21 protein-coding genes and 1 tRNA gene are annotated in these 19,625 nt (G+C 62.2%); 12 read left to right on the top strand and 10 right to left on the bottom strand.

Annotation, left to right across the window (positions count from 1 at the left end; all coding sequences use genetic code 11):
• Nucleotides 1-371 precede the first annotated feature (371 nt).
• Nucleotides 372-728 carry a hypothetical protein gene (locus tag ACFFNA_RS08425; RefSeq protein ID WP_378917318.1) on the top strand — a complete coding sequence of 119 codons (357 nt, stop codon included), beginning with the start codon at nucleotides 372-374 and terminating at the stop codon, nucleotides 726-728.
• A 512-nt stretch (nucleotides 729-1,240) separates the two neighbouring features.
• The gene (locus ACFFNA_RS08420; RefSeq protein ID WP_378917316.1) at nucleotides 1,241-2,287 is read left to right on the top strand and encodes an alpha/beta fold hydrolase; all 1,047 of its coding nucleotides are present in this window, start codon (nucleotides 1,241-1,243) and stop codon (nucleotides 2,285-2,287) included.
• A 45-nt stretch (nucleotides 2,288-2,332) separates the two neighbouring features.
• On the opposite strand, the gene ACFFNA_RS08415 is transcribed toward ACFFNA_RS08420, so the two are convergent.
• From ACFFNA_RS08415 to ACFFNA_RS08395, 5 genes are all read right to left on the bottom strand, one after another.
• Nucleotides 2,333-3,016 carry a response regulator transcription factor gene (locus ACFFNA_RS08415; RefSeq protein WP_378917346.1) on the bottom strand — a complete coding sequence of 228 codons (684 nt, stop codon included), beginning with the start codon at nucleotides 3,014-3,016 and terminating at the stop codon, nucleotides 2,333-2,335.
• A gap of 118 nt (nucleotides 3,017-3,134) precedes the next feature.
• Complete coding sequence (locus ACFFNA_RS08410) at nucleotides 3,135-3,620, bottom strand: RidA family protein (RefSeq protein WP_378917314.1); 486 nt, start codon at nucleotides 3,618-3,620, stop codon at nucleotides 3,135-3,137.
• Nucleotides 3,614-4,339 (bottom strand): SDR family NAD(P)-dependent oxidoreductase, encoded by a 726-nt coding sequence (locus tag ACFFNA_RS08405; RefSeq protein WP_378917312.1) that lies wholly within the window; start codon nucleotides 4,337-4,339, stop codon nucleotides 3,614-3,616. The genes ACFFNA_RS08410 and ACFFNA_RS08405 overlap by 7 nt, the downstream gene beginning before the upstream one ends.
• 2 nt (nucleotides 4,340-4,341) lie before the next feature.
• Nucleotides 4,342-4,911 carry a carboxymuconolactone decarboxylase family protein gene (locus ACFFNA_RS08400; protein WP_378917310.1) on the bottom strand — a complete coding sequence of 190 codons (570 nt, stop codon included), beginning with the start codon at nucleotides 4,909-4,911 and terminating at the stop codon, nucleotides 4,342-4,344.
• A 15-nt stretch (nucleotides 4,912-4,926) separates the two neighbouring features.
• Nucleotides 4,927-5,055: a hypothetical protein gene (locus ACFFNA_RS08395; RefSeq protein ID WP_378917308.1), complete on the bottom strand. Its 129-nt coding sequence runs from the start codon at nucleotides 5,053-5,055 to the stop codon at nucleotides 4,927-4,929.
• 59 nt (nucleotides 5,056-5,114) lie between these two features.
• Between ACFFNA_RS08395 and ACFFNA_RS08390 the strand changes: the two genes are divergently transcribed.
• Nucleotides 5,115-6,017 (top strand): LysR family transcriptional regulator, encoded by a 903-nt coding sequence (locus tag ACFFNA_RS08390; protein WP_378917344.1) that lies wholly within the window; start codon nucleotides 5,115-5,117, stop codon nucleotides 6,015-6,017.
• Between the two features lie 113 nt (nucleotides 6,018-6,130).
• On the opposite strand, the gene ACFFNA_RS08385 is transcribed toward ACFFNA_RS08390, so the two are convergent.
• Nucleotides 6,131-7,252, bottom strand: a complete 1,122-nt coding sequence (locus ACFFNA_RS08385) for a 1-aminocyclopropane-1-carboxylate deaminase (RefSeq protein WP_378917306.1) — start codon at nucleotides 7,250-7,252, stop codon at nucleotides 6,131-6,133.
• Nucleotides 7,253-7,398: 146 nt separating this feature from the next.
• On the opposite strand from ACFFNA_RS08385, the gene ACFFNA_RS08380 reads away from it, so the two are divergent.
• Nucleotides 7,399-7,875 carry an Lrp/AsnC family transcriptional regulator gene (locus tag ACFFNA_RS08380; RefSeq protein ID WP_111546272.1) on the top strand — a complete coding sequence of 159 codons (477 nt, stop codon included), beginning with the start codon at nucleotides 7,399-7,401 and terminating at the stop codon, nucleotides 7,873-7,875.
• A 51-nt stretch (nucleotides 7,876-7,926) separates the two neighbouring features.
• On the opposite strand, the gene ACFFNA_RS08375 is transcribed toward ACFFNA_RS08380, so the two are convergent.
• Complete coding sequence (locus tag ACFFNA_RS08375; protein WP_378917342.1) at nucleotides 7,927-8,313, bottom strand: nitronate monooxygenase; 387 nt, start codon at nucleotides 8,311-8,313, stop codon at nucleotides 7,927-7,929.
• 523 nt (nucleotides 8,314-8,836) lie between these two features.
• On the opposite strand from ACFFNA_RS08375, the gene ACFFNA_RS08370 reads away from it, so the two are divergent.
• From ACFFNA_RS08370 to ACFFNA_RS08360, 3 genes are all read left to right on the top strand, one after another.
• Complete coding sequence (locus tag ACFFNA_RS08370; RefSeq protein WP_378917304.1) at nucleotides 8,837-10,396, top strand: polysaccharide biosynthesis/export family protein; 1,560 nt, start codon at nucleotides 8,837-8,839, stop codon at nucleotides 10,394-10,396.
• Complete coding sequence (locus ACFFNA_RS08365; protein ID WP_378917302.1) at nucleotides 10,396-11,328, top strand: helicase; 933 nt, start codon at nucleotides 10,396-10,398, stop codon at nucleotides 11,326-11,328. Before ACFFNA_RS08370 ends, ACFFNA_RS08365 begins: the two co-directional genes overlap by 1 nt.
• A gap of 222 nt (nucleotides 11,329-11,550) precedes the next feature.
• Nucleotides 11,551-11,853: a hypothetical protein gene (locus ACFFNA_RS08360; RefSeq protein ID WP_378917300.1), complete on the top strand. Its 303-nt coding sequence runs from the start codon at nucleotides 11,551-11,553 to the stop codon at nucleotides 11,851-11,853.
• A 149-nt stretch (nucleotides 11,854-12,002) separates the two neighbouring features.
• Here the strand turns inward: ACFFNA_RS08360 and ACFFNA_RS08355 are convergent.
• From ACFFNA_RS08355 to phaC, 3 genes are all read right to left on the bottom strand, one after another.
• Nucleotides 12,003-12,077: transfer RNA gene (locus tag ACFFNA_RS08355), tRNA-Glu, on the bottom strand.
• Nucleotides 12,078-12,255: 178 nt separating this feature from the next.
• Nucleotides 12,256-13,506, bottom strand: coding sequence for a YcbK family protein (locus ACFFNA_RS08350; protein WP_378917298.1), 1,251 nt, complete (start codon nucleotides 13,504-13,506; stop codon nucleotides 12,256-12,258).
• A 214-nt stretch (nucleotides 13,507-13,720) separates the two neighbouring features.
• Complete coding sequence (gene phaC / locus ACFFNA_RS08345) at nucleotides 13,721-15,556, bottom strand: class I poly(R)-hydroxyalkanoic acid synthase (protein ID WP_378917296.1); 1,836 nt, start codon at nucleotides 15,554-15,556, stop codon at nucleotides 13,721-13,723.
• Between the two features lie 98 nt (nucleotides 15,557-15,654).
• Between phaC and ACFFNA_RS08340 the strand changes: the two genes are divergently transcribed.
• The 5 genes from ACFFNA_RS08340 (at nucleotide 15,655) to ACFFNA_RS08320 (ending at nucleotide 19,413) form a co-directional block, all read left to right on the top strand.
• Nucleotides 15,655-16,041 (top strand): hypothetical protein, encoded by a 387-nt coding sequence (locus ACFFNA_RS08340; RefSeq protein WP_111546332.1) that lies wholly within the window; start codon nucleotides 15,655-15,657, stop codon nucleotides 16,039-16,041.
• A 61-nt stretch (nucleotides 16,042-16,102) separates the two neighbouring features.
• The gene (locus tag ACFFNA_RS08335; protein ID WP_111546333.1) at nucleotides 16,103-17,320 is read left to right on the top strand and encodes an LL-diaminopimelate aminotransferase; all 1,218 of its coding nucleotides are present in this window, start codon (nucleotides 16,103-16,105) and stop codon (nucleotides 17,318-17,320) included.
• Between the two features lie 46 nt (nucleotides 17,321-17,366).
• A complete protein-coding gene (locus ACFFNA_RS08330) occupies nucleotides 17,367-18,680 on the top strand; it encodes a homoserine dehydrogenase (protein WP_378917294.1) in 1,314 nt (437 codons plus the stop codon).
• 137 nt (nucleotides 18,681-18,817) lie between these two features.
• Complete coding sequence (locus ACFFNA_RS08325; protein ID WP_378917292.1) at nucleotides 18,818-19,174, top strand: hypothetical protein; 357 nt, start codon at nucleotides 18,818-18,820, stop codon at nucleotides 19,172-19,174.
• A gap of 71 nt (nucleotides 19,175-19,245) precedes the next feature.
• Nucleotides 19,246-19,413, top strand: coding sequence for a Thivi_2564 family membrane protein (locus ACFFNA_RS08320; protein WP_258593979.1), 168 nt, complete (start codon nucleotides 19,246-19,248; stop codon nucleotides 19,411-19,413).
• Nucleotides 19,414-19,625 lie beyond the last annotated feature (212 nt).

Here is a 19,625-nt window from a genome sequence, read left to right as displayed (position 1 = left end):
CTCTGCCGCTGCCGAACCCCGCTCAATGCAGGCGCAACGACCGGTTCTTGATCTCTACCTCAACCGCAGGCGCCCTCCCGCGCAGCGGGTTCGTTCTCCGGCCCGAAGCAGATATCTCTGCCCAGCCAGGTGGCCGGTTGGCCGATACCCACCCGCCGGGGTCCGTCGGCAGCAGGGTAGGGTGGCTTGTGGGACGCCACACCAGGCAAGTTTTCAGGCGGGCTTAATCGGCGAGCATAGGCAGAGGATCAGCTTCTGGAGCGGAACCGTTTTGTCAGCAGACAATGTGATCGCGCTGCAGAGCACCTCTGCGAACCGTTGCGCTGGTGCTATCGTGTGCCGGAACTCATCAGACGGCAAGGATAACGAGCATGCCTGGAGTCACCCGCCGTACGCTACTTGCTTTCACCGCCGTTGCGTCTGTCGTTAAACCGACGTTTGCTGAAGGGGAGGGTACCTCACACGAATTGCAGGCGCTGATCGCAACCCATGAGACCGCCTATGCCGCGCTCTATCGGGTTGTTCATCAACCGGGCAGCAGCTGGCACGACCGCCAGCGGGCAGACCGGATTGAAGAGAAAGCACTGCTCGCCATCTGTTCCTGTCCTGCGATCAGCCGAGGCGACCGCCGGGCCAAGGCCGAGTACTTGTTGACTGTTGAGGCACGGGGCGAACTCGACTTGGAAGAGCACATGCAGGCCATCTTGCACTCCATGATGCAGGGCTGATTGGTGCGGATTGACCTGCGCCTGGCTACGGGCTTGTGACGCGCCGGGATCGGCGGAGCGTCACGCTGGCGCCCGAAACCCATCCCGGCTTCAAGCCGGGACCTGATACGGGCCACAGGGTCCGTTTCAGTTGGTATCCGTGGCGGGCTTCATGGCGTCGGCTTCGGGCTTCATCGCGTTCGTTGACAACGGTGGCGGCGCATCGACCAAGCTGGACCATGCGCACATACTTCGCTAGTTGGTAAACAGCAAAGTATGTGCGTTCGTAGACGAAGCGGATGGCCCGTTGAATGTTTGTCGTTCTATTGGTCTACTTCGCGGCATCCTCGATCACACGAGCGACCGCGGTCGGCTGCGAGATGAAGACCGCGTGGCGAACCGATGCCAACCTGAGCGATACCTTCGTGCAATAGCTTGTCACGCGGGAAATCCGGATCATCGGGGCCGCATGCGAGTAAATCGGTAGGACTCCCAATGATTGACGTTCGCTGCCATCGAAGGAGGAGTTTCCAATGGACGCCTTGGACGAAGTCGACCAGCACCGCCGCCGCTTTGTTTCCGCCGCCGCGATCGCCCTTGCTGCCGCCCAATTCGGTTTGACGGATTCTGCGATTGCTGAAGAGAAAACAGCAACGCCCGCAATCAAACCTGGAACAAACGTGTCCTTTGGACCGCTGAAGCAGATCGATACCGAGATCCTCAATATTGGATATGTCGAGGCTGGCGCCGAGAGTGACCCCGCGGTCTTTCTCCTGCATGGCTGGCCCTATGACATCCACAGCTTTGTCGATGTCACCCCCATGTTGGTCTCGGCAGGCTATCGCGTCATCATTCCATATCTGCGCGGCTATGGCACAACGCGATTTCAGTCGAACGAAACTGTTCGCAACGGCCAGCCGTCGGCACTGGCGGTCGATCTGGTCGCCCTGATGGATGCTCTCAAGATCGACAAGCCAATTCTAGCCGGCTTTGATTGGGGCGCGAGAACCGCCGACATCGTTGCCGCACTCTGGCCCGAGCGGTGCAAAGCGTTGGTAGCCGTCAGCGGCTATCTGATCGGCAACCAGAAGGCCGGCAAGGTGCCGTTGCCGCCGAAGGCTGAGCTGCAATGGTGGTATCAGTTTTACCTCGCCACGGAACGCGGAAGCGCCGGCTACGAAAAGTACAGGCGTGACTTTACCAAGCTGATTTGGCAGCTCGCATCGCCGCAGTGGAAGTTCGACGATGCCACCTTCGAGCGAAGCGCGGCGGCCTTCGACAATCCGGACCATGTCGCGATCGTGGTCCACAATTACCGCTGGAAGCTCGGCCTCACGGAGGGCGAGGCAAAATATGACCGGCTGGAAGAGCAACTCGCCGCTGCGCCGGTCATCGGCGTTCCGACAATCACCCTCGAGGGTGATGCAAACGGCGCTCCGCATCCGGAAGCTAGCGCTTACGCCAAGAAGTTCTCGGGCAAATATTCGCACCGCCTCATCACCGGAGGGATCGGTCACAACTTGCCGCAGGAAGCTCCTCAGGCCTTTGTCCCGGCGATCCTTGACGTTGGCGTTTCCTGAATCTGCGTGGCGAACCGGGCACGAGCCCGGTTCGCCTTACCGAGGTCATCCGATGACGCGCTGGTCGCGAAAGCTGTTTGTTTCGCCGTGAGATGGCGTTATCCCCAGTCTCGCCGCGATGTTCACCAGGTCGGGGAGTGAGCGTGCATCCATCTTTCGCATCACCTGGCCCCGGTGCGCCTTCACGGTGACCTCGCTGATGCCGAGCTCGAAGGCGATCTGCTTGTTCAACAGCCCTGAAGCGACCAAGACCATGACCTCTCGCTCGCGTCGGCTGAGCGTCTTGTGACGGTCCCGCAACGTGCGAACTTCGAGGTCCAATGCAAACGCAGCCCTGCTCAGTTCCAGCGCATGCTCGACTGCGGTGAGCAGAACGTCTTCGCTGAAGGGCTTCATCAGGAACTCGACCGCGCCGGCCTTCATTGCCTTGACCGTCATTGGCACGTTTCCGTAGCCGGTCACGAAGATGATAGGCATATCGGCGCGGTCGACGGAGACCAGCCTCTGCAGGTCGAGCCCGTTCAGGTCGGGAAGATGGACGTCCAGGATCAGGCAGTTGGGGACAAGCGCTCGGGAGCGAGAGAGGAACTCCCGAGCGGATTTGAATGTCTCCGGTTGCCAGCCGGCGTGCCTGATCAGCAACTCCAGCGATTCGCGGATAGAGACATCATCATCAACGACGAACACAACAGGTGTTTCGTTCGAGATGGACGGCGGCTTCTCTCTCATTGCCAATGCAGCCGCCACACCCCGCCGTCACCGACATGTCGGGAAGGCTCGCCGCAAGATTTTTCGGTCAAAATGCCCCGCAACGCGCGTCGGTATTTCATCGTGACCTCCATGTGTCCTAGGCGGCGACTTCAAAAACGAACTCGACTTCGATCGGCAGGCCGAGGGGCAGGCTGGCGACGCCGAGAACGACGCGGCCCGAGAGCATCCCGGTGCCAAAGACCTTGACGAGCAGCTCGGACGCTCCGTCGGCGACTTTGGGATGGTCCCGGAAGTCGCCTTCCGTCGCAATGTAGACGCCGAGCTTCGCCACGCCGGTTATCTTGTCCAGCGAGCCGAGATGCGCCTTGGCGGCGGACAAGGCGTTGAGGCAAGCAATCTCCGCCGCCTTTCGCCCGTCCTCCGCCGACAGCGCGCCGCCGACGCGTCCGACATATTGCGGCTCGCGTCCAACGACCGGCAGCATACCGCTCAGATAGAGCAGATTGCCGATCTTCACGGTCTCGACATAGGCGCCGAAGGGGGTGGGCGGCGGGGGAAGCGCGATGCCGAGATCGCTCAGGCGCTGTTCCGCGCTGGCTTGCGTGCTCATCGCGGTCACCATCTTCCCAGATGTGCGCCGCCATCGACGTTCAGCACCTCTCCGGTAATGCGCGGCGCCTCTGTCAGGAACAGGACCGCATCTACAATTTCCTGAACACTGGAGATGCTATGCATCGGCGAGAGCGTCTTCAGAAAGTCCTTCGGGTTGTCCTTGTGCAGCGGCGTGTCGACAACGCCGGGGGCGACCGTGTTGGCGCGGATCTGCTGCCTCGCATATTCCATGGCGATGTTCTTCGACATCGCTTCGATGCCGCCCTTGGTCAGCATGGCGACCGAGGCGTTCACGCCGGCGATCGGGCGATCCACCATGGGTGTGGTGATGCTGACGATGCTGCCACCGCGCTTCTGCGCCAGCATCTGCCGCACGACGCGCTGTGTGAGGTGCAGAAACCCTTCGAGATTCGTTGCCGCGAGGCGGCGGTAATCTTCGATCGTGTAGTCGATGAAGGGCTTGGTGAAGAAGATCCCGGCATTGTTGACCAGGGCGTCAATCGAGCCGAACCGCGCAAGCGCGGTTTCGACGACGGCCTTGGCCGTCTCCGGGTCGGCGATGTCGCCATCGACGCGGGCCAGGCGGTCGGATGCGTTGAGCTCCGCCGACTGGCTGACCTGCCGCGAGGTCGCGACGACGTTGTAGCCCCTTTCGAGAAAGCTGTTGGTGAGGCCGGCACCGATGCCTTGAGAGGCGCCGGTGATGACGGCCGTTTTCTGCGTCTGCATTTTCATCTCCAATGATAGGGCAGCGTCACTTGCTGCGTTTCGGCCTCGAAGGCCGGGTCGATCGAGATCGGGTTCAAGTGGTCGAGGTAGTTGCTCATCGTCTTCAGCGCGATGCCGGCCAGGATCTCCATCAAGGCCACGATGTCGTAGCCGGCGTCGAAGAAGGCCTTCTTCGCGGCCTCCGAGACGTAGCCGTGATCGCTGGCGAGCTCTCGAGTAACCGTCACCAGCGCGTCCTGTTTCGGATCTGCCAGCAGTGACCGGTTGCGGATCGCGTCAATGGCCGCCGCCTCGAGATGCAATGCCTTCAGCGCCGTCGCATGCACGGCGACACAGTAGAGGCATCTGTTCGCCACCGACGCCGTCAGCAGGATCATCTCCCGCTCCTGGGCGCTGAATGACGATTTCTCCCAGGCGGTGTCGAGGGCCAGGTAGCCGTTCAGCATCGCCGGAGAATTGGCGAACGTCGCCATGAGGTTCGGCACGAAGCCGAACCGTTCGCGGATCGCCCGGAGGTTTTCTTTCGAACCTTCCGGGGCCGTTTCGTCTGTCTGTGGCTTGAGCGTCTTCATGATAGCGGTAGACCCCTAGGCGACCAGACTCGCCGTGGCTTCGCCGGTCCCGCTGGAATCGCCGCCGATGATGACGATCTTGTCGGTCATATTGATCGCTCCATGGGCTGGATTGCCCTTGTGAGGCCTATATGGCGCAGCCAAGATTTCTCGATTAGGCGGAAATATCTGGAATGTCTTTTGCACCCATGCAAAAGTCCGACATGGCCGATCTAAACGATATCGCCGTCTTCGTACGGGTTGCGCAGTTCGAGAGCTTCAGCCGCGCCGCGCACGCACTCGGCATGCCCGTCTCTACCGTCAGTCGCAAGGTGACGGCGCTGGAGGAACGGCTCGGCGTGACCCTGCTGCAGCGGACAACACGCAAGCTCAGCCTGACGGCGCAGGGCCGTGCCTACTACAATCAATGCAGCGAGCCGTTGAGCGATCTCTTCGACGCGGAACGGGTGCTTGCCCAGACCCAGAAGAAGCCGGAGGGCCTTCTGCGGATCTCCGCGCCGGTCATCCTTGGCCAGGAAGCGTTCTTTGAATTCCTGTCCTCGTTTCTGAAGACCTATCCGCGCATCCAGGCCGACCTGTTCATCACCAACCTGTTCCTGGATCTGATAGCCGAGAATGTCGACGTCGCCATCCGCTTTGGCGAATTGCGGGATTCGAGCCTGATTGCCCAGCGCATCGGAAAGAGCGTGCGCTATGTCGTCGCCGCGCCGGAGTATCTGCACGGTCGGCTTGCCCCATCGCGGCCCGAGGACCTGCGCCAGCATCAATGCGTCCTCTTGCAAGCGCGCAACAACGAGGTGGAATGGCATCTGGTCAGCGGCAAGAAATCCATCAAGCTCCACGTTACTGGGCCGGTAGCGGCGAGAGATTTCCAGGCGGTGAGCGCTTTCACCTATCGGGGCCACGGCATCGGCCTGCTGCCATCGACCTATTGCGATGCTCAGATCGCGAGTGGCGAACTCGTCCGGCTTCTGCCTGACTGGTCGTCGCCGGAAATCTTCGTGCATGCCGTCTATCCGACACGCCGATTTCTGCCGGCGAAGCTGCAGGTATTCCTCGAGGAGCTGAAGGCCTGGAAGGGTCCCCTGTGGATTCCGCTGCGATGACCATGGCGGCCGCCTGGATTCGCGTGGCCTCAGCCGTCCATCACCTCTGGACGGGCCAAAGCCCTCGCGGGCGGCGACACACGGTTGCGTGGATCGCCTGAACGGAAGCCGGATTATGGAAAAAGCGGCGGTAGCGCGTCGTGCTGCGGGCTCTCCCGGATGCGAGGTTCACCCACTGGGACCACTGCTGGTTTCGGCCGGTTCGGAAGGCTGGCGCCGTCGTCCTTGTAGTAATAGCTGTAGCCGTTGATGGCCGGGGCGCCGCCGAGATGGGCGTAGAGAACTCTGGCGCCCTCGGGGAAGAAGCCTTTCCTGGTCAGATCGATCAGGCCCTGCATCGACTTTCCCTCGTACACAGGATCAGTGATCATGGCTTCCGTGCGGGCAGCCAGCCGGATCGCGTCGTTCGTGGCATCCGAAGGAACGCCATAGGCCGGATAGGCATAGTCGGGATTGATCACGATTTCGTCGTCGCGCACAGCGCGGCCCAGCCCGACGAGGGCGGCGGTGTCGTCGACGATGCGGCGGACCTGCGCGCGGGTCTGGTCTGGTGTCCCGGAGGCGTCGATGCCAATCACCCGGTCGGCACGGTCTTGTGCGGAAAAGCCAACGATCATGCCGGCCTGCGTCGAACCGGTCACGACGCACACAATGATGTAGTCGAAGGCGAAGCCGAGTTCGGCCTCCTGCCTGGCGACCTCCTCGGCGAAGCCGACATAGCCCAGCCCGCCGAACTTATGCACCGAGGCGCCGGCCGGGATCGGATAGGGTTTGCCGCCTGCGTCCTTCACCGACTGGATCGCGTCCTCCCAGCTCTTGCGGATGCCGATGTCGAAGCCGTCGTCGACGAGCCGGCAGTCCGCACCCATCAGGCGCGTCATCAGGATGTTTCCGACTCGATCGTAGACCGCATCATAGTGGGGCACCCACTTCTCCTGGATCACCACGCATTTCATGCCGATCTTGGCGGCCGTCGCGGCGACCATGCGCGTGTGGTTCGACTGGACGCCGCCAATCGACACCAGCGTGTCGGCGCCGGATGCGATTGCGTCCGGCACAATGTATTCCAGCTTTCGCAGTTTGTTTCCGCCCATTGCGAGCCCGGAATTGCAATCGTCGCGCTTGGCGTAGACTTGTACTTTTCCGTCCAGTGCCGCGCTCAGCCGCGGCAGATGCTCGATTGGCGTCGGGCCGAATGTCAGCGGATAACGTTCGAAATTTCCGAGAAGTGACACCGATCTGTCTCCGCCGTGGTCGTTTTCGATGAACCGAGAATAGGCGAAATCATGCGAAAGGTGCTCTCGAATTTGCCTCTAAAATCCTCACATGCTGCATCATTTCATGATATCTATGGTCTTATCATCCGAAGAGGCTCATATAAATGGAAGAATCTTCCACTCAAGCTCTCGATCGTATCGACATAAAAATCCTGCGCGCCCTGCAGGACGAGGGACGGCTGACCAATGCGGACCTGGCGACCCGCGTGAATGTTAGCGCCGCCACCTGCCATCGGCGCACGCAACGCCTGTTCGATGAGGGCTACATCACCGGGGTTCGGGCGGAGATCGCGCCCGCGGCGGTGGGACTTGGCGCGCTGGTGATGGTCGGCGTCGTGCTCGACCGCTCGACACCCGAAAGCTTCGCCGCTTTCGAGGAGGCCGTGCACAAGCTCAAAGAGGTCTTGGATTGCAATCTCGTGGCGGGCGACTTCGACTATCTGTTGAAGATAAGAGTTCGCGACATGGCCGATTTCAACAAGCTTCATGGGCAGAAGCTGATCGCATTACCGGGCGTTCGGCAAACCCGGACTTTCTTTGTCATGAAAGAGGTCAAGGAGAATGCCCGACTTCCGTTTTGACAGGCCGCAACTCAATGACGCGCCGCGCGAGAAATGGCGACGCTCTGCTGGCTAGCTCGACAGGTCGGCAATCAATTCGGCGTCAGTTTTCCGGTTGATTGCGAACGCGCCAGAGGCGCCCCCTGACCGGCCCATTGAGCGCCGTAGCCGAAGTCGCCGACCAGCTTTGCCGCAGCGTTCAGTGATTTTCCCGCGTCGTATGCGATGGGGTACTCGGGGGGGGCTACGCCCGCGCCGATCCGTGAAACGGTTTGTGAGACAGCGCGCTGGACGCCCGGAAATTGCACGCGTCATGACCGTATGGTTGGCGGCTTCACTTTGCAAAGCATCGCGATACCCTTGATCCGCGGCGGATTCGTCAGTGAGCACGAACGCCGTGCCTAGCTGTGCAGCGCTAGCTCCCAACCGGAGCACGGCCGCGATAGAGGCGCCGTCCATGATCCCACCAGCAGCAATTACCGGCACAGCCAGTTCGCGCACGAGCGGCGTTCTTTTGAAGCGGAGACACAGCGTGCGTATTCCGGGTAACCCCACAGGAGCGATCCGCGCAGCAGCCGAGTCCATTCGGGGGTTTCGCGCGATCCATCTCAGCGCCGCTTCAATGATGGCAACATCCTCCTCGGACCGCGCCTCCGCCTACGCCGACGCTGGCGACGCCTCACCTGCGTCGGTGAGCGGGACGCCGCCGCCGATCGCGCGGTATCGGCCGCCAGAAACCGTGACGAGCGAATAAAGGGGGCTATCTCTGGTGTTTTTGGCGAAATGCAGCTGCCGTTGAACGCGATAAGGAAGGTCGAATCGCAGAGCAGTTGGCTGTCGAACCTGGTACGGACGCGCCGCTTACTCAATTGGGCGATGCAGCTTACGCTCTATTTGGTACTCACTACTGCTGATCGATTTTGTTAGGCTCACGCCGTGAGCTTTGTGCTGCGCGTGGTCAGTGAGTCATGGAGGTCCAGTCATGGATCATGTCCAGAGATCCAAGGCGGATTGCCACAGCCCTGCATTCCCTGATGGCAACCGACCTTTCTCAACCATGGCAGCCTTGTTCCATGACACCCGTAAGAGGTCACGCTGCGCCACGATAAGCCTCATCCCGTTCTGTCTCATCCTGTTATTTGGTGCCCCAGCAAGGGGTCAATCGGAGACTGACGACAGGCTCGTCCCTCAAGACATTGTCGAGCTAAAGGTCTCGGGGTGGGATGCCTTGCGCGGCGGCGTTACTGAGGGCGCGGAGCTCACCGGTGCTTTTACGATCGGTACAGCCGGGACGCTAGATCTTCCGGTCATTGGGCACGTTCCGGCCGCGGGTCTGCGTGAGAGTGAATTGGCAAAGCTGATTACCGATCGCTTACAGGCCAGAAGTGGCTTCGACGTGCGTCCTGTCACGACCGTCCAGCGCAGGCAATCGGCAGCGTCTTCGGGCGGCGCCAAAGTCGAGGGACACCCGCCTGGGGCGCCACCAGACGTGAACGGTTCTCGCACATTGGTGGAGGCTGCCGCGACCGGGCTAGAACGGGAACGATCCAAGACGGATGCGTCACTGCATGAACTATCGGCCGTTCGCAAGGAGCTTGAGGCGGCTCGCCAGCAAGCGTCTGCAGATCGTCAGTCCGCAGACAAGGTTGAGCGAGTTCTTCGCAGCGAGCTGGAAGTGGCGCGAGAAGAACTTGATGAGATGCGGCGCGTCACAGCCGACGCAGGCGTGCGGGCGCGTGCGATTGCAGAGGCGACGACTCTTCAAGGACAAGCCCTTGAAGAGCAGAAGCAAAGAGCCGAACGGCTCGCGCAGGATCTGGCGATGGCGCAGCGCGAAGTCGAAAGCTTGCAAGCCAAGGCCGCTCTCGCGATCCGCGAAAAGGCCGCCGCACTCGGAGCGCACCAGGCTGCGGAGGCTTCCCTGTCTGGAGCGAGGCGCGCGCTTGAGCAGGAGCGGCAGAAGATTGAGCGCTTCGAACGCGATCTTGCCGCGGCACACCAATCTCTCGATGCTCTGGAGGCAAGCGGAAAACTGGCTGCGGCTGCACAAGTGGCCGGCATTCAGGACCGCCAGGTTGCCGAGGCCGCTGCAAAGCGAGCCGGCGAAGCGCTCGCATTGGAACGCGGGAGAGCAGATGCTCTCGAGCGCGATCTCGATGCATCTCGCCATGATCGCGACGCGGCAAAAGACGAAGTCGCCCGGCTCTCTGCTGCATTGGAGCAACAGCGCGAAACGGCCGTTGGCCTGGCCCGCGACCTCGCTGCGGCGCGCAACGAAACCGACATCCTGAAAGCTCGCGATGCGCCTCGCGATCAGCGCATCGAGCCCGCTCCCAAAGCATCCGCCGGTGATCGCGCAGGCCCACGTACCAGTGCACTCGCAGGGAAACGGGCTCGATCAGCCCGTGAGCCCGAAGGGCGAGAAATCCGCAAAGTTGCGGTCCGCAAGTCGCCGCAACCTGTTCGGCTGACGACGATTAGCCTTCCCGCCGCGTTGCTCCCGACGCGGGCGCCATTGCGCTCAGCACAAGGAATATGGTGATGCGCAAGTATCTGGCTGCCGCATTGGCGATCGCAGTTGCGATCGGGCCTGCTTCGGCTCTTGGTGAGGGCCTTGGAGGCAAAGTCGGTGGTATCGGGGTCGGCGCCGGTCTCGGCGTTGGCTCGAACGGCGCCTCCGTCGGTGTCGGTGCGAGCGTCGACGGAATCGGGGGAGCAACCGTTGGAGGGTCGGTCGACACGAGCAAGGGATCGGCGGGCCTTGGAGGCAACGTCGGTGGCATCGGGGTCGGCGCCGGTCTGGGCGTCGGCTCGAACGGCGCCTCCGTCGGTGTTGGCGCGAGCGTCGACGGAATCGGGGGAGCAAACGTTGGAGGGTCGGTCGGCACGAGCAACGGATCGCTTGGCCCCAACGTTGGAGCCGGTGCCAACCTCGGCGGCGTAAGCGGCGGCCTTTCGGCAGGCCCCAGTGCGGGAGACGAATCAGCCGGTGCTGGCGCAGCTCCGGGCGGTACGGCAAGTGGTCGAGCGAGCGCTGCGTTGGGGGGTACCACAACAGGGCCAGCGAGTGTCGGTGCCGGCAAGAAGACGGCCGCCAAAGTCGTGAACAGGGGCATGCGATACGCAATCGACCTGCCACGCAGCCTCTGGCCTTCCAGAGGTGGTCGCGACACGTTCAGGCAGAGCACCACAGGTTATCCCTTACGGCTCCAGGTGCCGTTAAAGGCGATACCTGGCACCCCGCCTGCCGTGGTTCGCGTCTGCCGTCAGGCGATCATGTCGGCTGCGAAGCAACTTGGTGCCGTGCGTGTGCACGTAGCCAGCGCAGGTGCCCTGCGCCGGCATCGTCGCGGCGCCCTCACCGCACCGATTGAGGTGCGGATAGACTATGCAAGACAAGGCGGTATCGAGGTTCGGCAGGCGCGGGTCGGATGTCGCCTCGACGCGGCGGGTTGGGTCGTCGCGGTGATATAGGTAGATAAATCTGGCCGGTGTCCGACGTCTCACTGGCGCTGACGCCGGATCTGCGAATGATGTCCGTTCCCGTCCTGGTCAGGCTCGGCCGGGACGCCGCGTCGTGACCTCCTGGACGATCCACCCATTGCCGTCGGGATCACTGAAGGCGAAGAAAGACCCGTAACTCGTGCGTTTGGGGTCGGGACCTGGGATCCGCGCCTCAGGAGGGACCGGAGCGCCATGCCACATGTCGCTCGCTTCAATGCCACGGCGGGCGAGATCGTCATGGGCCGCGACAATGTCAGAAACGACGAGCGTCGCGAAGGCCGAGCCAAGGGCGGCCGGCGTCAATCCCGTGCCGAACGTGATGAAACAGCCGCAACCCGGGGGCGACCCCGACCCGGCTCCGCGGGGCGCGTGAATCCGCCGTTGTCGCTCACCTCGCAACGCACCCAGCCGCAGGCTTTGGCGATCGAGACCCGGATGGCGCCCGGCCCATTGGTCGATCAGACCAAAGAAGAGGGATTGGTCTATTGGACCTAGGTGTCGCCGACACCTCGACAAGGCCTGGCACAGCGCGCCCTCGGTCGGAGATTGCGAGGCTTGCCCGAGAAATGGCCTGCACAGCAGTGCATTTCGGGTCTTTTGTCGGGACCGCAAATCTCAAATTGTTGTTATGGTATTGAAATCGTTGGTACGCCCAAGGGGAATCGAACCCCTGTTACCGCCGTGAAAGGGCGGTGTCCTGACCGCTAGACGATGGGCGCGCTCAGATGAAAGCGGCTTATACTGGCGTTGCACGCAACCGGCAACCCGTCAGTTGCCGCCTTGGACAACTTTTTTCCAGCCGTTTGAATCGGGGATTTCGCCACGTTTGGCCAGTTGCGGTATGCCGCCAGTCATGCTGCGCGGCAGCTCTGCAAATCTGGGGCAGAATGGGGAAGACTAGCCGTCGCCGCCACCGCTGCGTCGGCGGCAGCGCCAGTTCCAGTCGCGCTCGGGGCCGACGTCGACGTGGACGGATTCGGTGTGGCAGTAGGTGCCGACGCCGCCGCGGCCGGGCATGCTTCTGATGTAACTCGCCAGTTCCCATTTCGAAACGCCGGGGACCTGGATGTCGGCGGCGGCGCAATACATGTGCAACGAATTCTTGGCACCATTGGCGCGACGGTTGCGGGCCGGGTCGCGATAGCCTGAGGTCACCGTCATCTTGCGGCCGTAGTGGCCTTCGATCGTCTTCAGCACGCGAACCAGCGACGGCTTCAGGCAAGCCACATCGACGCTCTCGTTCTGCTTGAGCAAGCCGTTGGGCGCCAGCCGTGCCATGCCGGCGGCGGATGCAACCTGATAGGAGCCGCCGATTGGACCCTCGTCCTCGTTGAGGTCGACGTCGCTTTCGTCATCGAGGCCGGATTTGCGCTTGATTTCGAACAGGGCTGTCTGGCGCACGCCGGGCAGCGCATCGCTACCGGTGATGTGGCCAGTCTCGCCGCCGGTTGAGGCCAGCTGCAGCGGTTTTATCGTGGAATCGGCCGAGGCCAGCGTGATGATCGGTTTTACCGCTGCCGGCGCCGGCTTGGCCTGCGCCGCGGGCTGCTCGCCGGATCTGGTGTTGATAAGCGGCGCAGGCGCAGCCGAGGCGGGCGTGGCGCCAAACATCGAGGCCAGGAAGCCTTTTTTCTTCGGTGCGTCGACCTGCGGCATCTCGCCTGCCGTCACATAGACCGGATTGTCCATCGCCGGAGCGGCAGCCGGCTTCGGCGCGTTCACGCCGGCATCGGCGGCGGCAATCTGTTGGGCAACCGCGTCGTTCTGCTGCGCCGTCTGTGCCGGCTGCTGCAAGGGCTGCGGGGTTTGTCCCGCAATCGTCTCAGCGCCAGCCGGCGTGGTCAGCGGAAAGGCCGCCTGCGGCTTGGCCACCGGCACATAGGCGACCTTCTCGGGGAGTGCCGTATCGCTTGCCGTCATCACGGTCGTCTGCTCGGTCGTGGTCTGCGTCGAATCGGTAACGGTGGTCGTTTTGCCGTTCGAGGCAGCGCTTATGTCCGATGCAGTGGCATTGTAGCCGGGCATTCCAACCGACATCGTCGGGTCACCGGCCGAGGTGCAGGAGGCCAGAAGCAAAGAGCAGAGCGCTGCCACGATGGCGCGGCGTTCTCCCTTTGCGAGGCTCCATCCTGCTGATTTCAAAGTCAAATTCCCCCTCGATGTCCGGTCGGTATATCCTTGGCGCGGCACTGATATCGGTGCCAAGGTGACCTTTGTCTCCGATCCGGAAACGAGACCTGCGTCAAATCCGCAAGCCTGGAAGTATTTTTGCAGTGATTGCCGAATTACGGCTGCTCGATGGTTGACGACACCATTTCGCCCGCTTTTACCGCTCCGTCAACTCACCAGACATTACAGTCCGTTACACACGCACTTTCACATAGGTGCCGGGAGCATCGCCCAAGGTTTTCATATGCTTGCCGGGTTTGCGGGCCGGCACGCGGGTGTTGTCCCTGGCCTCTATCCAGCTTTGCCAGTGGGGCCACCAGGATCCGGGATGGTCGGTGGCCCTGGCTATCCACTGGCCGAAATCGCCCGTCGGCGTCCCCCCGGTCCAGTACTGGTATTTGTTGGATGCCGGCGGATTGACGACCCCGGCGATATGGCCTGATCCCGCCATGACGTACTCGACCTTGCCGCCGAAATATTTCGAGCCGAGGAACACCGAAAGCGCCGGCGCGATGTGATCTTCCTTGGAGGCGAGGTTGTAGATCGGGATGGTGATATCGCCGAGCGAGACCGTGTGGCCTGCCAGTTCCATCATGCCTTGCGAGAGGTTGTTCTCGAGGTAGCAGTTGCGCAGGTAGAAAGAGTGATTGGCCGCGCCCATGCGGGTCGAATCGGCATTCCAGTAAAGCAGGTCGAAGGGCAGGGGATCCTTGCCGCGCATGTAGTTGTTGACGACATAGGGCCAGATCAAGTCGCCCGAACGCAGCATGTTGAAGGCGGTCGCCATCTTGGTGCCGTCGAGGTAGCCCTTTTCGCTCATCGACTTTTCCACCGCCGCGACCTGCTCTTCGTCGACGAACACTTTCAGGTCGCCGGCATAGGTGAAGTCGACCTGCGTGGTGAAGAAGGTGGCCGACTTGATGCGGTCGTCGCCTTCTCGCGCCATCAGCGCCAGTGCCGCCGCCAAAAGCGTGCCGCCGACACAATAGCCGATCGCGTTAACGTCCCGTTCGCCGGTGGCCTTCTCGACCGTGTCGAGGCCGTATTGCAGGCCCTCGCGGATGTAGGCTTCCCAACCCTTGGTGCCGTGGCGCTCGTCCGGGTTGATCCAGGAGATGACGAAGACGGTGTGGCCCTGTTCGATCGCCCAGCGGATGAAGGATTTCTGCGGGTTGAGGTCAAGGATGTAGAACTTGTTGATCCATGGCGGGCAGATCAGCAGCGGGCGCTTGAGCACCGTCTCGGTAGCGGGATCGTACTGGATGATCTCGGCGACATCGCTACGGCCAACCACCTTGCCGGGGGTGGTGGCGATGTTCCTGCCGATCTCGAAGGGCGAGTAGTCGGCCTGGCGCAGCTTCAGGTCGCCTTTGCCGGCGGCGATGTCCTCGGCCAGCATCTTCATGCCGCGCACCAGGTTCTCGCCGTTCGAGGCGACGGTTTCGCGAAACAGTTCCGGATTGGTCAGGATGAAATTCGACGGCGAGATGGCGTTGGCCACCTGCTTGACGTAGAAGCCGGCCTTGTGGCGGGTGTGCTCGTCCAGACCATCGGCGTGCTCGACCAGATCGGCCGCCCAGCGCGAGGTGACGAGATAGGCCTGCTTGAGAAAATCGAAGAAGGCGTTGCGGCCCCATTCCGGATCGAGGAAGCGCTTGTCGCCGCGCTCCGGCTTCACGGCATCTTCGGTGGCTTCCGCGGCGTTGCTGGTGCGCTGGATGGCGTTGGCCCAGACCGTCATGTAGCCGGAGAACAGTCGCGTCTGCGCTTCCAGCGCGCGCTGCGGATCGGAAAGCCAGTATTCGCTGAGCTTGGAGAAGGTCTTCACCATGTCGACCACAGGCTCGGCGACGTGATCGCGCACGTCGCCTTTTTCGCGCGGCTCGGCCCATGCGGAAGCCGCTTTGCCGGCTTGCTCGATCATGCGCGCCATGTTCAGGGCGAAGCGTTCCGGGTCCTTCACCAGATATTGCTCGACGGTCGAAGGCTCGTCATCTTCCGCTTTGCCCGAATCGGGTGTTTTGGACATGGTTCGCGGGGTTCCTCCCGAGGCCTTTTCTTGACATACTAACATGGGACATCCGACCGGGTCCAATCTCGCTCTACCGCGGCTGCCAAGGAAACAATATGACGATTAACATTGGCGAGACTGTTTTTTTTGGTGCCGGACGTTTTTTCCGCATCGGGGCGGCAATCGTCCTGCTGGGGATTGCCGGGTGCTCGAGCACCAGCAGCCCGACGTCGGTCGCGGCGGGCACGGGTCCGAAGGATACCGGCACCTTTCCGAACCTGAACATCAAGCCGCAAGTGGCGGCGCCGCAGTTCACCGACGCCGAGAAGAACGCCAAGCTTGCGCAATTGAAGGCGGACGAGAGCGCGCAGGCGGCAAAAAACGGCACCCCCGACGTGGCCGACCAGGCTGCGCTCACGGAGCTTGCAAAAAAGCATGGCGATGAAACGCTGAAGCAGATCGAGGGCAAATGCGACCCCGCCCTCGACCCTACCTGCAAATAAGTATATAGCGCGCGCCCAAAGCCCTTAGATATCTGGCCCCCTTTTGCTGTCTGGAACTGCCATGGAAGAATTTCACAAGGTTCGCCGGCTTCCGCCTTACGTCTTTGAGCAGGTCAACCGGCTCAAGGCCAGCGCCCGCTCGCGCGGCGCCGACATCATCGACCTCGGCATGGGCAATCCGGATCTGCCGACGCCCAAGGCCATTGTCGACAAACTATGCGAGGTCGTGCGCGATCCGCGTACGCATCGTTATTCCTCGTCGCGCGGCATTCCGGGCCTGCGCCGCGCCCAGGCCGCGTACTATGCCCGCCGCTTCAGCGTGAAGCTCAACCCCGACACGCAAGTGGTGGCGACGCTCGGCTCGAAAGAGGGCTTCGCCAACATGGCACAGGCGATTACCGCCCCCGGCGACGTGATCCTGTGCCCCAATCCGACCTATCCGATCCACGCTTTCGGCTTCATCATGTCGGGCGGCGTCATCCGCTCGCTGCAGGTCGAGCCGGACGACGGCTTCATTCCGGCGCTCGAGCGCGGCGTCCGTCACTCGATCCCGAAGCCGCTGGCGCTGATCCTCAACTATCCGTCGAACCCGACGGCGCTGGTCGCTTCGCTCGATTTCTACAAGGACGTGGTCGCCTTCGCCAAGAAGAACGACATCATCATCCTGTCCGACCTTGCCTATTCGGAGATCTATTTCGACGGCAATCCACCACCCTCGGTGCTGCAGGTGCCGGGCGCCATCGACGTCTGTGTCGAGTTCACCTCGATGTCGAAGACCTTCTCCATGCCCGGCTGGCGCATGGGCTTTGCCGTCGGCAACGAGCGGCTGATCTCGGCGCTGACCAGGGTGAAATCTTATCTCGATTACGGTGCCTTCACGCCGATCCAGGTGGCGGCAGCACACGCGCTCAACGGCGACGGCGCCGACATTGCCGAGGTGCGCGACATCTACCACAAGCGCCGCGACGTGATGGTCGATGCCTTCGGCCGCGCTGGCTGGACCATTCCGGCACCCGCGGCATCGATGTTCGCCTGGGCGCCGATCCCGGAGCCGTTCCGGCATCTCGGCTCGCTCGAATTCTCCAAGCTGCTCATCGAACACGCCGACGTGGCGGTGGCGCCCGGTGTCGGCTTCGGCGAACATGGCGACGATCATGTGCGCATCGCGCTGGTCGAGAACGAACACCGGATCCGGCAGGCGGCGCGCAACATCAAGCGCTTCCTGTCGACCAGCGCCAAGCAACCCAACAATGTGGTGCCGCTTTCCGCTCACCGGTAAGTTTGCCGCAGACAATTTCGATCTGACTTGAGGGACATCGCCGGCTATGGCTGAAGCATTGCGTGTTGGAATTGCCGGCCTTGGCACTGTCGGCGCGTCGGTGGCCCGCGTGCTGCGCGACAAGGCGGCGGAACTGACCCGGCAATGCGGGCGCGACATCGTCGTCACCGCGGTTTCGGCACGCAACCAGAAACGCGATCGCGGCGTCGATGTCAGCTCGGCAAAGTGGTTCGACGATCCGGTCAAGATGGCGCAGACAGCCGATATCGACGTGTTCGTCGAACTGATCGGCGGCGACGAGGGGCCGGCGCGGTCGTCGGTGAAGGCGGCACTTGAAGCCGGCCGTCATGTCGTGACCGCCAACAAGGCGCTGCTGGCCAAGCATGGCGTGGCGCTGGCCGAGATCGCCGAGAAGCGCGGCGTGCTGCTCAACTACGAGGCGGCGGTGGCGGGCGGCATTCCCGTCATCAAGACCATGCGCGAGGCGATGGCCGGCAATTCGGTCACCCGCGTGTTCGGCATTCTCAACGGCACCTGCAACTACATCCTGACCCGCATGGAGGCCGAGGGCATCTCGTTCGACGCCTGCCTGAAGGACGCCCAGCGGCTCGGCTATGCCGAGGCCGATCCGACCTTCGACATCGAGGGCCACGACACCGCGCACAAGCTGTCGATCCTGACCAGCCTTGCCTTCGGCACAAAAATCGCCGCCAACGACATTTACATGGAAGGCATTTCCAACATCACCCAGGCCGACATCCGCGCGGCCGGCGACCTCGGCTACCGGATCAAGCTGCTGGGCGTTGCCCAACGCACCGACAGCGGCATCGAGCAGCGCGTGCACCCGACCATGGTGCCAACCGCCTCGGTCATCGCGCAGGTGCATGGCGTCACCAATGCGGTGGCGATCGAGACCGACATATTGGGCGAATTGCTGCTCTCCGGCCCCGGCGCCGGCGGCAACGCCACCGCCTCGGCCGTCATCGGCGACATCGCCGATATCGCCAAGAGCCGGCCCGGCTTCCAGCACGGTCCGGTCTTCGGCCGGCCGGCGAAGGAGCTGAAGCCTTACAAGAAGGCGCAGATGCGCAGCCATGCCGGCGGCTACTTCATCCGGCTGACCGTGCATGACCGTATCGGGGTGTTTGCGGCAATCGCCAAGCGCATGGCCGATAACGATATTTCGCTGGAATCGATCGTCCAGCACGCGGTCAACGGCGAGGCGGAGGCGCAAAAGACGGTGATCCTCGTCACCCATGAGACGACCGAGGCCGCCGTACGCAAGGCTGTCGACGGCATCACCAAGGATGGCCATCTGACCGACAAGCCGCAGGTCATCCGCATCGAGCGGGCAGGGTAGCTTTCCCCTTCCGGTCGCCGCGCGGGGCAAGAATCCCGCCGGTATTGCGCGTCGGTCTGATGGCGGGCAGCCACGATCGACCGGAACGAATTCGCCTTGGCGCCGTTCTCTTGGTAAGCAACCAAAGGAACCGCTTCATGGCCGATACCAACAAGTCCGACAGCCCCAACATCGACGACATCCAGAAGACGCTGGAAAAGCAGATCGCCGAACTGCGCAAGGAGATCACCAAGATCAACAAGAGCATTTCGGCGCGCGGTGCGGAAATGCTCGACGACGCCAGCGAGCAGGCTTCGGATTTCTACGACACAGCCGCGACCCGCGCCTCGCGGACTGCGCAGCAGTTGCGCAGCCAGGCGCAGGCGGTGTCGGAAGTCGCGCGCGAAAATCCCGGTACGACGACAGCCGTGGTCGGCGTGATCGGTCTGCTCGGCTTTCTGGCCGGCCTCGCCGTTGGCCAGTCGATGAACGACAACTCGCGCCGCTGGTATTGATCGCGTCGTGACGGAGCCGGCCCTGTCGGCTCATTTCTCTGTTTTCAGCACGTCATTTCCAGGAGGGCACTATGGCTTCATCCATGTTGATCGGCATCCTGATCACGTTCCTCGTCATCATCCTCGTTCTCTATCTGGTTCAGCGTCTGCCGCTCGATGCCCGGATGAGACAGATCGCCCAGATCATCGTCATCATTATCGGCATTATTTCACTGCTCAAATACCTCGCGGTTTTCTAATGCATGTCGCCCAAAAGTGGCCCCGGTTTTGGGGTAACGACATGCATAAAGACAAAGACCTAAAGCGTGTCGCCTGAATCCGTTCAAACGCGACGCGCTTTAGGCAGCGGAGGCGCGATTTTCACTTTTTCAAGTCGGCCCGGTTCTTTGCGACCGGGCCGGCGTCGTTTCAAGAATGCGGTTTAATCGATTGATATTGCTGGATATTCGAT

Origin of the sequence: Mesorhizobium kowhaii (assembly GCF_042431665.1) — a bacterium.
GTDB lineage: Bacteria > Pseudomonadota > Alphaproteobacteria > Rhizobiales > Rhizobiaceae > Mesorhizobium > Mesorhizobium kowhaii.
The sequence above is the reverse complement of the archived record's forward strand: the minus strand, read 5'-3'. Positions and strand labels throughout refer to the sequence as shown.

Bases quoted from the DNA above. Each gene is read 5' to 3' on its own strand.
- ACFFNA_RS08425 (WP_378917318.1), top strand. From the start codon at position 372: ATGCCTGGAGTCACCCGCCGTACGCTACTTGCTTTCACCGCCGTTGCG.
- ACFFNA_RS08420 (WP_378917316.1), top strand. From the start codon at position 1,241: ATGGACGCCTTGGACGAAGTCGACCAGCACCGCCGCCGCTTTGTTTCC.
- ACFFNA_RS08415 (WP_378917346.1), bottom strand. From the start codon at position 3,016: ATGAGAGAGAAGCCGCCGTCCATCTCGAACGAAACACCTGTTGTGTTC.
- ACFFNA_RS08410 (WP_378917314.1), bottom strand. From the start codon at position 3,620: ATGGTGACCGCGATGAGCACGCAAGCCAGCGCGGAACAGCGCCTGAGC.
- ACFFNA_RS08405 (WP_378917312.1), bottom strand. From the start codon at position 4,339: ATGCAGACGCAGAAAACGGCCGTCATCACCGGCGCCTCTCAAGGCATC.
- ACFFNA_RS08400 (WP_378917310.1), bottom strand. From the start codon at position 4,911: ATGAAGACGCTCAAGCCACAGACAGACGAAACGGCCCCGGAAGGTTCG.
- ACFFNA_RS08390 (WP_378917344.1), top strand. From the start codon at position 5,115: ATGGCCGATCTAAACGATATCGCCGTCTTCGTACGGGTTGCGCAGTTC.
- ACFFNA_RS08380 (WP_111546272.1), top strand. From the start codon at position 7,399: ATGGAAGAATCTTCCACTCAAGCTCTCGATCGTATCGACATAAAAATC.
- ACFFNA_RS08375 (WP_378917342.1), bottom strand. From the start codon at position 8,313: ATGGACGGCGCCTCTATCGCGGCCGTGCTCCGGTTGGGAGCTAGCGCT.
- ACFFNA_RS08370 (WP_378917304.1), top strand. From the start codon at position 8,837: ATGGATCATGTCCAGAGATCCAAGGCGGATTGCCACAGCCCTGCATTC.
- ACFFNA_RS08365 (WP_378917302.1), top strand. From the start codon at position 10,396: ATGCGCAAGTATCTGGCTGCCGCATTGGCGATCGCAGTTGCGATCGGG.
- ACFFNA_RS08360 (WP_378917300.1), top strand. From the start codon at position 11,551: ATGCCACATGTCGCTCGCTTCAATGCCACGGCGGGCGAGATCGTCATG.
- phaC (WP_378917296.1), bottom strand. From the start codon at position 15,556: ATGTCCAAAACACCCGATTCGGGCAAAGCGGAAGATGACGAGCCTTCG.
- ACFFNA_RS08340 (WP_111546332.1), top strand. From the start codon at position 15,655: ATGACGATTAACATTGGCGAGACTGTTTTTTTTGGTGCCGGACGTTTT.
- ACFFNA_RS08335 (WP_111546333.1), top strand. From the start codon at position 16,103: ATGGAAGAATTTCACAAGGTTCGCCGGCTTCCGCCTTACGTCTTTGAG.
- ACFFNA_RS08330 (WP_378917294.1), top strand. From the start codon at position 17,367: ATGGCTGAAGCATTGCGTGTTGGAATTGCCGGCCTTGGCACTGTCGGC.
- ACFFNA_RS08325 (WP_378917292.1), top strand. From the start codon at position 18,818: ATGGCCGATACCAACAAGTCCGACAGCCCCAACATCGACGACATCCAG.
- ACFFNA_RS08320 (WP_258593979.1), top strand. From the start codon at position 19,246: ATGGCTTCATCCATGTTGATCGGCATCCTGATCACGTTCCTCGTCATC.